This window comes from Kineococcus lubricus, from assembly GCF_050871965.1.
GTDB lineage: Bacteria > Actinomycetota > Actinomycetes > Actinomycetales > Kineococcaceae > Kineococcus.
Genome location: NZ_JBJLSK010000020.1, coordinates 53,157 through 65,907 on the forward strand (window position 1 = coordinate 53,157; position 12,751 = coordinate 65,907).

The 12,751-nt window shown below is 73.4% G+C and carries 11 protein-coding genes; 8 read left to right on the plus strand and 3 right to left on the minus strand.

Translation table 11 applies throughout. From position 1 onward, the window contains the following. Positions 1-32 precede the first annotated feature (32 nt). Genes ACRYRX_RS15950 through ACRYRX_RS15975 form a run of 6 tightly spaced genes read left to right on the plus strand, consistent with a single transcriptional unit; the run spans position 33 to position 6,504 of the window. Positions 33-956 carry a carbohydrate ABC transporter permease gene (locus tag ACRYRX_RS15950; RefSeq protein ID WP_432513286.1) on the plus strand — a complete coding sequence of 308 codons (924 nt, stop codon included), beginning with the start codon at positions 33-35 and terminating at the stop codon, positions 954-956. Next, complete coding sequence (locus tag ACRYRX_RS15955; protein ID WP_432513288.1) at positions 946-1,845, plus strand: carbohydrate ABC transporter permease; 900 nt, start codon at positions 946-948, stop codon at positions 1,843-1,845. The genes ACRYRX_RS15950 and ACRYRX_RS15955 overlap by 11 nt, the downstream gene beginning before the upstream one ends. A 46-nt stretch (positions 1,846-1,891) precedes the next feature. Further along, complete coding sequence (locus ACRYRX_RS15960; RefSeq protein ID WP_432513290.1) at positions 1,892-3,208, plus strand: ABC transporter substrate-binding protein; 1,317 nt, start codon at positions 1,892-1,894, stop codon at positions 3,206-3,208. Then, positions 3,205-4,503 carry an ABC transporter substrate-binding protein gene (locus ACRYRX_RS15965; RefSeq protein WP_432513291.1) on the plus strand — a complete coding sequence of 433 codons (1,299 nt, stop codon included), beginning with the start codon at positions 3,205-3,207 and terminating at the stop codon, positions 4,501-4,503. Before ACRYRX_RS15960 ends, ACRYRX_RS15965 begins: the two co-directional genes overlap by 4 nt. A 10-nt stretch (positions 4,504-4,513) precedes the next feature. Further along, entirely contained in the window at positions 4,514-5,593 is a 1,080-nt protein-coding gene (locus tag ACRYRX_RS15970) for a Gfo/Idh/MocA family protein (RefSeq protein ID WP_432513292.1), read from the plus strand. Continuing rightward, entirely contained in the window at positions 5,590-6,504 is a 915-nt protein-coding gene (locus ACRYRX_RS15975) for a DUF6807 domain-containing protein (RefSeq protein ID WP_432513293.1), read from the plus strand. Before ACRYRX_RS15970 ends, ACRYRX_RS15975 begins: the two co-directional genes overlap by 4 nt. Here ACRYRX_RS15975 and ACRYRX_RS15980 read toward each other — a convergent pair. Next, complete coding sequence (locus ACRYRX_RS15980) at positions 6,497-8,365, minus strand: serine/threonine-protein kinase (protein WP_432513295.1); 1,869 nt, start codon at positions 8,363-8,365, stop codon at positions 6,497-6,499. The genes ACRYRX_RS15975 and ACRYRX_RS15980 overlap by 8 nt on opposite strands. Positions 8,366-8,504: 139 nt before the next feature. Here ACRYRX_RS15980 and ACRYRX_RS15985 point away from each other — a divergent pair, with 139 nt between their 5' ends. Continuing rightward, the gene (locus ACRYRX_RS15985; protein ID WP_432513297.1) at positions 8,505-9,923 is read left to right on the plus strand and encodes an alpha,alpha-trehalose-phosphate synthase (UDP-forming); all 1,419 of its coding nucleotides are present in this window, start codon (positions 8,505-8,507) and stop codon (positions 9,921-9,923) included. After that, the gene (gene otsB / locus ACRYRX_RS15990) at positions 9,920-10,708 is read left to right on the plus strand and encodes a trehalose-phosphatase (protein WP_432513299.1); all 789 of its coding nucleotides are present in this window, start codon (positions 9,920-9,922) and stop codon (positions 10,706-10,708) included. The genes ACRYRX_RS15985 and otsB overlap by 4 nt, the downstream gene beginning before the upstream one ends. 27 nt (positions 10,709-10,735) lie before the next feature. Here otsB and ACRYRX_RS15995 read toward each other — a convergent pair whose 3' ends face one another. Together ACRYRX_RS15995 and ACRYRX_RS16000 are read right to left on the minus strand one after the other, a co-directional pair. Beyond that, positions 10,736-12,016 carry a cation:proton antiporter gene (locus ACRYRX_RS15995; protein ID WP_432513329.1) on the minus strand — a complete coding sequence of 427 codons (1,281 nt, stop codon included), beginning with the start codon at positions 12,014-12,016 and terminating at the stop codon, positions 10,736-10,738. Between the two features lie 99 nt (positions 12,017-12,115). Next, the gene (locus tag ACRYRX_RS16000; RefSeq protein WP_432513300.1) at positions 12,116-12,679 is read right to left on the minus strand and encodes a TetR/AcrR family transcriptional regulator; all 564 of its coding nucleotides are present in this window, start codon (positions 12,677-12,679) and stop codon (positions 12,116-12,118) included. Positions 12,680-12,751 lie beyond the last annotated feature (72 nt).

Here is a 12,751-nt window from a genome sequence, read left to right on the forward strand (position 1 = left end):
GACCCGAACACCACCCCCGTGGCAGGTGAGTCGTGAGCGCACTGGGAGAACTGAAGCAGCTGAAGGGGCAGAAGGCCGCCGCCGGCAAGCGCGAGACGCGGACGGCGTACCTGTTCCTGGCCCCCTGGTTCGTGGGCCTGCTGGTCATCACGATCGGCCCGATGCTGGCCTCGCTGTACCTGTCGTTCACCGACTACAACCTCATCCAGGTCCCGGAGTGGATCGGCCTGGAGAACTTCCAGCGCATGCTGGGCGACTCCCGCCTGCACCACTCCCTGCAGGTCACGCTGATCTACGTCTTCGTGTCGGTCCCGCTGCAGCTCGGCATCGCCCTGGGCCTGGCGGTCCTGCTGAACCGGGGGCTGCGCGGGCTGGCCCTGTACCGGTCGGTGTTCTACCTGCCCTCCCTGCTCGGCTCCTCCGTCGCCATCGCGGTGCTGTGGCGGCAGGTGTTCGGCAGCGAGGGCCTGGTGAACATGTTCCTGGGGTTCTTCGGGATCGTCGGCAAGGGCTGGGTCTCGGACCCCTCCACCGCCCTGGGCACCCTCATCACGCTCAACGTGTGGACCTTCGGCGCCCCCATGGTCATCTTCCTCGCCGGCCTGCGGCAGATCCCGCAGATGTACTACGAGGCCGCCGCCACCGAGGGCGCCGGGCGGGGGCGGATCTTCGCCTCGATCACGCTGCCGCTGCTGACGCCGATCATCTTTTTCAACTTCGTGCTGCAGCTCATCCACGCGTTCCAGTCCTTCACCCAGGCCTTCGTCGTCTCCGGCGGCACCGGTGGGCCCAGCGACTCCACGCTCTTCTACACGCTGTACCTCTACCAGCGGGGCTTCCAGAACTTCGACATGGGTTACGCCTCGGCCATGGCCTGGGTGCTGCTGCTGATCATCGGCGTGTTCACCGCGATCAACTTCTACGCGTCCAAGTGGTGGGTGTTCTATGACGACTGACCTGCGCTCCCCCGACGTCACGACGGTCGCCACCGTCGCGCCGCGCCCGGTCTCGCCGTGGCCGTCGCGCGGGCGCTCGCTGCTCAAGCACGCCGGGCTGATCGCCGTCGCGTTCGTGATGCTCTACCCGGTCCTGTGGATGATCGCCGGCTCGCTGCGTTCGCCCGACCAGGTCTTCAACGCGGCGGGCCTGTTCGTGGGCGACCCGCAGCCGCAGAACTACCCCGGCGGCTGGAACGCCTTCTCCGACCCCTTCAGCCACTACCTGCTGAACTCGACGATCGTCGTCCTGGGCGCCGTCCTGGGGAACCTGATCTCCTGCTCGCTGGCCGCGTACGCCTTCGCCCGCATGGAGTTCCTGGCCAAGAAGACGCTGTTCGCCATCATGCTCATGACGATCATGCTGCCGATCCACGTCGTCATCGTCCCGCAGTACGTCCTCTTCTCCCAGCTCGACTGGCTCAACACGTTCCTGCCGCTGGTGGTGCCGAAGTTCCTCGCCACCGACGCCTTCTTCGTCTTCCTCATGGTCCAGTTCATCCGCGGCATCCCGCGCGAGCTCGACGAGGCGGCGCGCATCGACGGCTGCGGTCACGGCCGGATCTTCTTCAAGATCATCCTGCCCCTCATGGTGCCGGCACTGGCGACCACGACGATCTTCACGTTCATCTGGACGTGGAACGACTTCTTCAGCCAGCTCATCTACCTGACCGACCCGGCGAAGTACACCGTCCCGATCGCGCTGAAGTCGTTCATCGACGCCACCAGCGAGTCCTCCTGGGGGGAGATGTTCGCCATGAGCGTCGTCTCGCTCATCCCGATCTTCCTCGCGTTCCTGTTCGGGCAGAGGTTCCTCATCAAGGGCATCGCCACCACCGGCGGCAAGTGACCACCAGTTCCACCGACCGGGCGACGAGGCCCACGGAAGGACGACCATGAGCACCACCAGCGCGAAGAGCACCCCCCTGACCCGCCGCGCGTTCACCACCGCCGCCGTCGGGACCACCGCGGCAGCCGGCCTGGCGGCCTGCGGCGGCAGCAGCGGCAGCAGCTCCGGGCCGGTCACCCTGCGGATGTCCTGGTGGGGCGGCGACACCCGTCACCAGTACACCCAGCAGCTCATCGAGAAGTTCAACTCCACCCACACCGACATCCAGGTGAAGGGCGAGTTCGGCGAGTGGTCCGGGTACTGGGACAAGCTCGCCACCACCGTCGCCGCCAACGACGCCCCCGACATCTTCCAGATGGACGAGAAGTACCTCCGCTCCTACGGCGACCGCGGCGCCCTCATGGACCTGTCCGAGCTCGAGGGCCTGGACACCTCCGGCATCGAGTCCGCCTCCCTGGACACCGGCCGCACCCCCGACGGCCTCCTCGGCCTCGTCATCGCCGTCCACCCCCTGGGCATGGTGACCAACCCCACCGTCCTGGAGGCCGCGGGCGTCGCCGTGCCCGACGACACCACCTGGACCTGGGAGGACTACCACCGCATCGGCGCCCAGGTCACCGCCGCCAGCCCTGCCGGCACCTACGGGATCGCCAACTCGGGCCTGGAGGAGAACCAGCTCCAGCTGTGGGTCAAGCAGAACGGCGCGTCCTTCTACGACGAGGACGGCGAGGTCGTCCTGCCCGAGGAGCACCTCGTCAGCTGGTGGGAGTACGGGCTGAGCGTCCTGCCCGACAACGCCGCCGGGCCGGTCTCCCTCGCCATCGAATCGGCGTCGGCCTCCCTGGAGCAGACGCCGCTGGCCACCAACCGGGTCGGGTTCCAGAGCTACTGGGCCGGCCAGGTCGTCGCGTTCACCAAGGCCAGCGGATCGCCGCTGAAGCTGCTGCGCCCCCCGCGCCAGACCACCTCCGGGGAGTGGGGGCTGTACTACAAGCCCTCGATGTTCTGGTCGGCCTCCTCCCGCACGAAGAACCCCGAAGCCGTCGCGACCGTCCTGGACTGGTTCACCAACGCCGAGGAGGTGCAGGACACGATGCTCGTCGAGCGCGGCATCCCCGCCAACGCGGCCGTCCGCGAACGCATCGCCCCCCTGCTCGACCCGGCCGGCCAGGTCGCCATCCAGTACACCGACGCCGTGGCCGACGTCATCGCCGACACCCCGCCGTCGGCCCCGGCGGGCGCCTCCGACATCGAGGCCATCGTGCGCCGCTACGGCTCGGACGTCCTCTTCGGCAAGCAGACCCCCCAGGACGCGGCCCGCGGCCTGGTCGACGAACTCACGAACTCGGTGGAATCCGCATGAGCACCCTCGCCCGACGCACCGTCCTCGCCTCCGGCGCCGCCCTGGGCACCGCCGCCACGCTCGCCGCCTGCGGCGGGGGCAGCGGGTCCAGCAGTTCGGGGCCGGTCACCCTGCGGTTCGCCTGGTGGGGCTCGGACGCCCGCCACCAGTACACCCAGAAGATCATCGACGACTTCAACGCCTCCCAGTCCGGCATCGTCGTCAAGGGCGAGTTCGCCGAGTGGTCCGGGTACTGGGACAAGATCGCCACCCAGACCGCGGCCAACGACGCCCCCGACGTGTTCCAGATGGACGCCATCTACCTGCGCTCCTACGGCGACCGCGGGGCCCTCCTGGACCTGTCGGAGCTGGAGGGCCTGGACACCTCCGGGATCGAGGAGTCCGCCCTGCAGACCGGCCAGACCCCCGACGGCCTGCTCGGCCTGGTCACCGGCATCGTCCCCCTGGCGATGGTCACCAACCCCGGCATCGTCACCCAGGCCGGCCTGCAGCTGCCCGACGACACCGCCTGGACCTGGGACGACTACGAGAAGCTGTCGGCGGGGATCACCGCCGCCGGCCTGCCCAACGTCTACGGCTGCGGCACCGGCGGCATCGACGAGGCCGGGCTGCAGCTGTGGTGCAAGCAGAACGGCGGCGCCCTCTACGACGAGGACGGGAAGGTCGTGCTGGAGACCGCCCAGCTCGTCGACTGGTGGGAGTACAACCTGGGCCTGGTCGCCTCCGGCGCCGCGACCCCGGTGTCGGTGGCGATGGAACGGGCCACCGCGGCCCTGGACCAGAACGGCATGGCGCTGAACCTCAACGCCTTCAGCCCCATGTGGGCCACCCAGGTCACCGCGCTGACCAAGGCCAGCGGGCAGCCGCTGCAGCTGCTGCGACCCCCGACCCAGACCGTCGGCGGCGCCCCCGGGCTCTACTACAAGCCCGGCATGTTCTGGTCGGTCTCGGCCCGCTCCAAGAACCCCGAGGCGGCCGCGACGTTCCTCAGCCACCTGGTCAGCGACCCCGGCGTGGCCGACCTCATGCTCACCGAGCGCGGCATCCCGGCGAACACCACCATCCGCGAGCAGATCACCCCGAAGCTGTCCGAGACCGACAAGATCGCCGTCGCCTACACCGACTCCCTCGCCGACGTCGTCGCCGAGACACCGCCCTCGGCCCCGGCCGGGGCCTCGGGCATCGAGGAGATCGTGCGCCGCTACGGCTCGGACGTCCTGTTCGGCAAGCAGCAGCCGCCGGCCGCCGCCGAGGCGCTGGTCGACGAGCTCACCCAGTCCGTCGAGACCGCCTGAGGAGGCACGCATGCGTCGCAGAGCCGTCGTCGTCGGAACCGGCGGCATCGCCCAGGAGCACGCCAAGGCGTTGCGCACCCTGTCCGACCGCGTCGAGGTCGTCGCCGCGGTCGACGTCGACCCCGACCGGGTCGGCACGTTCGCGCGCGAGTGGGACGTGCCGCGCACGGCGGGCGACCTCGCCGCCGTGCTGGCCGACGGGAACGTCGACCTCGTCCACGTCTGCACCCCGCCGTCGGCGCACGTGCCGCTGGCCGAGCAGGCCCTCGCCGCCGGGGCGACCGTCGTCGTGGAGAAACCCGTCGCGCTCTCGCTGGCCGAGACCGACCGGCTGCTGGCCGCCGAGGCCGCCGGGACGGGGTCGGTGGCCGTCGTGTCCCAGCACCGGTTCGGCTCCGGCGTCCAGCGGCTGCGCTCCATCGTGGAGGACTCCTCCCTGGGCCGCCCCCTCGTGGCGACCTGCCTGACCCAGTGGTACCGCCCCGACGCCTACTTCCAGGTCCCGTGGCGCGGCACCTTCGCCCTCGAGGGCGGCGGCCCGACGATGGGCCACGGCATCCACCAGGTCGACGTCCTGCTCAGCGTCCTCGGGCCCTGGCAGGAGGTCAGCGCGATGGCCGCCCGGGGTTCGCGGCCGACCGAGACCGAGGAGGTCTCCGTCGCCACCGTGCGGTTCGCCGACGGCGCGCTGGCGAGCGTCGTGAACTCCGTGGTGTCGGTGCGGGAGACCACGACGATGCGGTTCGACCTCGAGCACGCCAGCGTCGAGCTGAACCACCTGTACGGCTACCGCGACGAGGACTTCCGCGTCACCGCCGCCCCCGGCCACGAGGACGACGTCGAGAAGGCGTGGTCGCGGGCGCCGCAGGGCGTCCCCTCCAGCCACGCGGCGCAGTTCCGCGCCGTCCTCGACGCCCTCGACGACGGCGCCGCCCCACCGGTGCCGCTGCGCGAGGCCCGCGCCACCCTCGAACTCGTCGCCGCCGTGTACCGGTCGGCGTTCACCGGCGAGGCGGTGCGCCGCGGGCAGATCCAGCCCGGCGACCCGTTCCACGCCGCGATGGACGGGACGGGGGCGGTGTGGCGGTGAGCACCCTGCACGGCCGGCACGAACCCGGCACCGGCGAGTACCGCGTCGGCGACGGCGTGGTGGAGCTCGCCCGCTACCACTACGTCAGCGACGTCGCCCAGCTGGAGTCCCCCCGCCCGTACCTGCACCCGCTGCGCACCCGCGCCGGCCACCTCGTCTCGCTGTACCGGCCGTGGGACCACGTGTGGCACAAGGGGATCACCTGGTCGCTGCCGCACCTGGGCCCGGACAACTTCTGGGGCGGCCCGACGTTCGTGCGCGGCGAGGGCTACCGGCAGCTGGAGAACGACGGCTCGATGGACACCGTCGAGGTGACCTCGGCGACCGAGGGCGCCGCCGACGGCCTGGAGTTCACCCACCGCCTGGAGTGGACCACCCAGCGCGGGGAGAAGGTCGTCGCCGAGGAGCGCTCGCTGGGTTTCCGGCTCGTCGACGACACCACCTGGGCGCTGACGTTCAGCACCGCCATGGAGAACGTCAGCGGGGCCGACATCGCCATCGGCAGCCCCACGACCGCCGGGCGGGACAACGCCGGGTACGGCGGGCTGTTCTGGCGCGGGCCGCGCTCGTTCACCGACGGCACCGTCCTGGCCCCCCAGGGCAGCGGCGGTGACGAGCTGCGCGGGCAGCGCGCGGCCTGGATGGGTTTCACCGGCCGGCACGACGAGGCCGACGCCGCGTCCAGCCTGGTGTTCGTCGACGCCACCGACAACCCGCGGCACCCGCCGCAGTGGTTCGTCCGCAGCGAGCAGTTCGCGGCCGTCTGCCCGGCGCCGTTCTTCTCCGAGGAGCTGCCGTTCGCGGCGGGCTCGACGCTGCGGTTCCGCTACGCCGTCGTCGTCGCCGACGGGGCCGCCGACGGTCCGCGCGCGCAGGAGCTGGCGCAGGCGGGGCGGGACGTCCTCAGCTGAGCCAGGTCAGCGGGGAGGAGGTGAGCGGACGCCAGTCCACCGCCTCCCCGCTCAGGACCATCACGAGGGCCGCGAAGGCGACGAGCAGCAGGACCCCGACCGCGACCCCCGTCTCGCGGTCGCCGCGCAGCGCGCTGCGGATGGCCGTCCGGGTCCCCCGCTGCAGCGACCGGCCCCCCGGCCCGTGCCAGGCGACGAGCGTGCCGGCCAGGCCGCTGAGGGCCATCACCACCGGGCTCTCGTAGCCGCCCACCACGTCCCGGCCGAACGTGCCGAGGATGAACGTCACGCTCACCCCCACCAGCAGCGGGACGATCCCGGCGACGACCGTCGACACGGCGGCCCGGAACGCGTGCCACGGCGTGGCCGCACCCACGGCCAGGGCGTCGGTCGAGCGGGGACCGGCCTCCCAGCGGCGGCGGAACAACCCGGCCGCGACGCGGTCGACCGTGCGCGCGACGGTCCCGCCCACCAGGGCCAGGACCACCCCGGTGGCCGGGGCGACCGCGAAGACGCCGACGAGGGCCAGCAGCGCCGCGAGGATCGTCCAGGACCGCTGCGGGCGCGCGGGCTCGCCGCTCGTGCCGCGCCGCACGGGCTCCTGCCCGGCCGGCTGCCCGACCGGTTGAGCGGCCGTCGGGAACGGGTGCGCCACCGGTGCCGGCCCGGGGCCGGGGGCGCGCGGGATCCAGCCGGGCGGGGCCTGCTGGACCGGCGGGCGGCGGTCGGCGGGCGGCTGCGCGAACGGCGCCGTCGGCGGGGCCGTGCGCACCGGCGGCAGCACGCTCGTGACCTCCGCCGGGGGCACCGGCGGCAGGCTGGTCGTCTCGTCGGCGATGAGGGACTCGAAGCGCGACCGGTCCTGCCGGTCCGGCGACGGCTGCGCGGGGCCCGCGGGCACGGCCGTGGTGCGGGCGGCCGGGTCGGCCTGGGCCTGCGGGCCCGTCGTCGCCCCGTCCAGGGCGCGCAGCAGGGCCTGCGGGTGCGGCCGGTGCGCGGGGTTGACCGCGAGCGCGGCGAGGATCGGGCCGCGCAGGTCGGCGGGGACCTCGGACAGGTCCACGTCGGCGCGCCGGACGCGGTCGAGGACGACCTCCATGGGCCCGGTGCCGAACGGGGGGCGGCCGCTGGCGGCGAAGGCGACGGTCGCGGCCCAGCCCCACCAGTCGGTGGCCGGGGAGACGAGCCCGCCGGCGACGACCTCGGGCGAGAGGTACCCGGGGGTGCCCATCACCAGGCCGGTGGAGGTGAGGCGGACGTCGTCGGCGACGTGGGCGATGCCGAAGTCGATGACGACGGGGCGCCCGTCCAGGAGCAGGACGTTGCTGGGCTTGAGGTCGCGGTGGACGACGCCGGCGGCGTGGATGGCCTCCAGGGCCTCGGCCAGGCCGTGCCCGAGGTCGCGCAACCGGCTGCCGCGCAACGGGCCGCGGGTCTGGACGACGTGCTCCAGCGGGGGGCCGGGCACGTAGCGGGTCACCAGGTGGGGCCACTGGCCGTCGACGTCGGCGGCGATGACCTCGGCCACGCGCGGGGAGCGGACGCGCTCGAGGGTGGCGACCTCGCGGGCCAGCCGCTGGCGGGCCTGCGGGTCGGCGGCGATGTGCGGTTTGAGGACCTTGATGGCGACGGCGCGGTGCTCGTCGTCGAGGCCGAGGTAGACGATGCCCATGCCGCCCTGGCCGACCTCGCGGTCGAGCCGGTACGGGCCGAGCCTGTCGCCGGGCGAGGGGGCGTACGCGTGCGGTCGCCACGTCTGGGCGGGGGTGTGCGCCACCCGCAGGTCCGGGGCACCACCCGCACCGGTCTCGACGGCGCGGGTCCGCGCGTCGCCGCCGGACTGCGGGAAGGGGGTGACCACGCCCCCACGGTACGGCAGGACCGGCCCGCTCCCCGAGTGCGCACGGCCTCTTCACACGGTCGTGATCACGATCACGGCGGGTGCGCCGCGGGCGCCCTGGGTAGGGTCCGGGTGACACCAACCCGAGGAGGAACCCCCGATGGCCGGCGACTACGACCTGGTGGTGGTGGCCAACCGGCTCCCCGTCGACCGCGTGGAGGAGCCCGACGGGTCGACGTCGTGGCGGCGCAGCCCCGGCGGCCTGGTGACGGCCCTGGAGCCGGTGATGCAGCGCGAGGACGGGGCGTGGGTCGGGTGGGCCGGTTCCCCCGGCGAGCCGCCGGAACCCTTCGACGCCGAGGGCGTGCGGTGCGTGCCGATCGGGTTGTCGGAGGAGGAGGTGGAGGACTACTACGAGGGGTTCTCCAACGGCACCCTGTGGCCGCTGTACCACGACGTCATCGTCGCGCCGGGTTACCACCGCAGCTGGTGGGAGGCGTACGTGCGCGTCAACGAGCGGTTCGCGGTGGCCGCGGCGCAGCAGGCCGCCGAGGGCGCCACGGTGTGGGTGCAGGACTACCAGTTGCAGCTGGTGCCGCGGATGCTGCGCGACCAGCGGCCGGACCTGCAGATCGGGTTCTTCAACCACATCCCGTTCCCGCCGTTCGAGATCTTCGCCCAGCTGCCGTGGCGCAAGGCGATCATCGACGGCCTGCTGGGCGCGGACCTGGTGGGTTTCCAGCGCACCGCGGACGCCAGCAACTTCACCCGCGCGTGCCGCCGGGCCTCGAACCTGCCGGCGCGCGCGGGCCGGATCCGCCTGGACGGCGAGGGCGGCCGGGAGGTGCGGGCGGCCTCGTTCCCCATCTCCATCGACTACGGGACCCTCGACGAGCTGGCTCAGCGCGAGGACGTCAAGGCGCGCGCGGCGGAGATCCGGCGCGACCTGGGCAACCCCGAGCACGTGCTGCTGGGGGTGGACCGGCTCGACTACACCAAGGGGATCCTGCACCGGCTGAAGGCGTTCGAGGAGCTGCTCGACGACGGCGAGGTGAGTGTCGAGGAGGCCGCGCTGATCCAGGTGGCGACACCCTCGCGCGAGCGGGTCGAGCAGTACATCCAGCTGCGCCAGGACGTGGAGGTCACGGTGGGCCGGATCAACGGCACGCACGGGACCATCAAGAACACCGCCGTGCACTACCTGCACCACTCCTACGGCAAGGAGGAGATGGCGGCGCTGTTCCTGGCCGCCGACGTGATGCTGGTGACGGCGCTGCGCGACGGCATGAACCTCGTCGCGAAGGAGTACGTCGCCTCGCGGCACGACGAGCGCGGGGTGCTGGTGCTGAGCGAGTTCACCGGGGCCGCCGACGAGCTCGGCCAGGCGCTGATGGTGAACCCGCACGACATCGACGGGCTGAAGGCGGCGATCGTGCGGGCGCTGCGGATGTCGCCGCGGGAGGCGGGCCGCCGGATGCGGTCGCTGCGGCGGCGGGTGGCCGACCACGACGTGCAGCGGTGGGCGGCCTCGTTCCTGCAGGCCCTGGCCGAGCACCCCCGGACGGCGGCGCAGGCGTGACCGCTCCCCTGGCCCCCGCCGTCGAGGAGGCCCTGGCCCGTTTCGCGGCCCGCGGGCGGGTCCTGGTCGCCCTCGACTTCGACGGGGTGCTCTCCCCGCTGGTCGACGACCCGTCGGCGGCCCGCCCGACGCCGGCGGCCTCGGCGGCCCTGGAGCGGCTGGTCGCCACGACCGACGTGGCGCTGGTCTCCGGGCGCGACCTGGAGGACCTGCGCGCCTGCGCGAGCCCGGCGGACGGGGTCGTCCTGGTGGGCGGTCACGGGACGCAGAGCTCGCTGGAGGGCGCCGCGGGCGGGCAGTCGCTGACGCCCGCCCAGCAGGAGCTGCTGGGCCGGCTGGGGGCGGCGCTCGACGCGATCGCCGCGGGCCGCGACGGGGTGCACGTGGAGCGCAAGCCGATGTCGGCGGTGCTGCACACGCGGCGGGCCTCGCGGCCGGACGCGGCGGCCGCGACGGAGGCGGCGCTGGCCGGCCCGGCCCGCTGGGACGGGGTGCACGCGCTGCGCGGCAAGGAGGTCGTCGAGCTCGGCGCGGTCGCGCTCGGCAAGGGCGGCGGGATCCGCCGGCTGCGGGAGCGGCTGTCGGGCCGGGGCGCGGCGGTCGAGGCGGTGTTCTTCGCCGGGGACGACGTGACGGACGAGGACGGTTTCGCGGCGCTGGACCCGGCCGCGGGGGACGTCACCGTGAAGGTCGGCGAGGGCGGGACGCGGGCCGCGCTGCGGGTCGCGGACCCGGACGAGGTGGCGGCGCTGCTCGGGCGGCTGGCGGACCTGCGCGCCCGGTAGCCCCGCGACCGGCCCGCGCCGGGCGGCTCACAGGTGGGTGCGTGCGACGTCCGCGGCCCCGTCGGTGGGCGCCGCCCGGAACCGGGCGGCGTCCAGCCGCCGCACCAGCGGGGTGGCCGTGAGCCCGTGCACCACCACCGACAGCGCGATGGTGAACCCGACGACCGCCCACAGCGGGTCGGCCGGGAACGTCCCCTCCTCGGCCAGGGCGTAGGACAGGTAGAACAGCGACCCGATGCCGCGGACGCCGAAGACGCCGATGATGAGCCGTTCGCGGTGGCCGCCGGGGGTGCCCAGCAGGCTCACCCACCCGACCAGCGGGCGGATCACGACGATGAGCAGGACGCCGACGAGGGCGCCCTGCCAGGTCAGGGCCGCGAGCAGCCCGTCGGACAGGGCCGCCCCGAGCAGCAGCAGCACCCACGAGGTGAGCATCCGCTCGATCTGCTCGACGAAGCTGTGGGCGACCTTGTGCGCCCCGTGGGCGCGCTCGGCCGACCGGATGGTGCAGGCCGCGATGAACACGGCGACGAAGCCGTACCCGTGGGCCAGTTCGGTCAGGCCGTAGGCCAGGAACGTCACGGCCAGCGCCGTGAACCCCTCGGCCTGGTCGGCCAGCCGCAGGGACGGCAGCGGGGAGCGGAAGAACAGCGCACCGAGCACCTTGCCGATGACGAGCCCGCCCACCACGCCGACGACCCCGCGCAGCAGGACGTCCTCCAGGGCCCAGTGCCCCACGTCGGACCAGCCGACGGCCGCGCCGGCGGCGGCCAGCGCGACGGCCAGGTGGACGACCGGGAACGCCGCGCCGTCGTTGAGCCCGGCCTCGCTGGTCAGGGCGAACCGCACCTCGTCCTCGGCGCCCTCCTCGTCGCTGGGTTCGCCGACCTGCACGTCGCTGGCCAGGACGGGGTCGGTGGGGGCCAGCACCGCTCCCAGCAGCAGGGCCGCCACCAGCGGCAACCCGGCCAGCAGGTGGGCGCCCAGGGCCACCAGGGCGATGGTCAGGGGCATCGCGACGACGATGAGGCGCCAGGTCGATCGCCACGCCCCCCAGCCGATGGGCCGGTCCAGGGCCAGGCCCGCCCCCATGAGGGAGATGATCACGACGATCTCGGTGACGTGCTGGGTGGCGGTGGAGTGCTCGACCGGGTCGACCGTGGGCAGCCCGGGGACGAAGCCGAGCGCCACCCCTCCGGCCAGGAAGGCCATGGGCAGGCTGACCGGCAGCGAGTGCACGATCCGGGGCAGCAGGGCCGCCACCAGGGCGCTGAAGCCGGCGAGGGAGAACAGGACGAAGGTGAGCATCGGCTCCACGGTGCGGTCGCTGGGGGTGCGCGGGACCCGCTGGTCCCCGTGCAGCATCCCCCCGGCGTCGCCCGCGCGCAGCGTGAACGCCCCCGCCCCTCAGGTGCCTGGGGGCACCACGCGGTCGACGAGGTCGTCGACGAAGGCGGGGGTGGCGGTCCCCCCGGCGTAGGAGACGTGGACGAGGACCGCGCCGGTGAGCAGGACGAGGACGGGGTCGACGTCGGCGGGTCGCAGGTGCGCGGTCAGGACGGCGCGCAGGGCGCGCGTGCCGGTCTCGTAGAGCCGCAGCCTCAGGTCCGCCACCGCAGGGCCGTGGTCGGCGTGCTCGAGCACACCGGCCAGGAGGCGGTCCAGGCGCCCCGCGGACAGGTCGTGCGCGAAGTCGAGCAGGGACGCGCGCAGGTCGGCGCGCAGGTCCCCCGTGGCCGCCGGGTGGTCGGCCTCGTCGCAGATCCGCTCGATGGAGGCGCGGACGAGGTCGAACCGGGTCGGCCAGTGGGCGTAGACGGTGGCCTTGGAGTAGCCGGACCGGCGCGCCACCTCGGCGTGGGTCACGGCGTCCCACCCGCCGTCGAGGAGGAGGTCCGCGGTGGCCCGCACGACGTCCCGGTGAGTGCGGACGATGCGGGGGTCCAGGGCGGCCGGGGGGTCGGTGTCCATCCCCGGAGCGTAGACAACGGCATCATCCTTCCTACTACTGGACGCATCGTTCAGTAGTGGGCACTCTGTTCA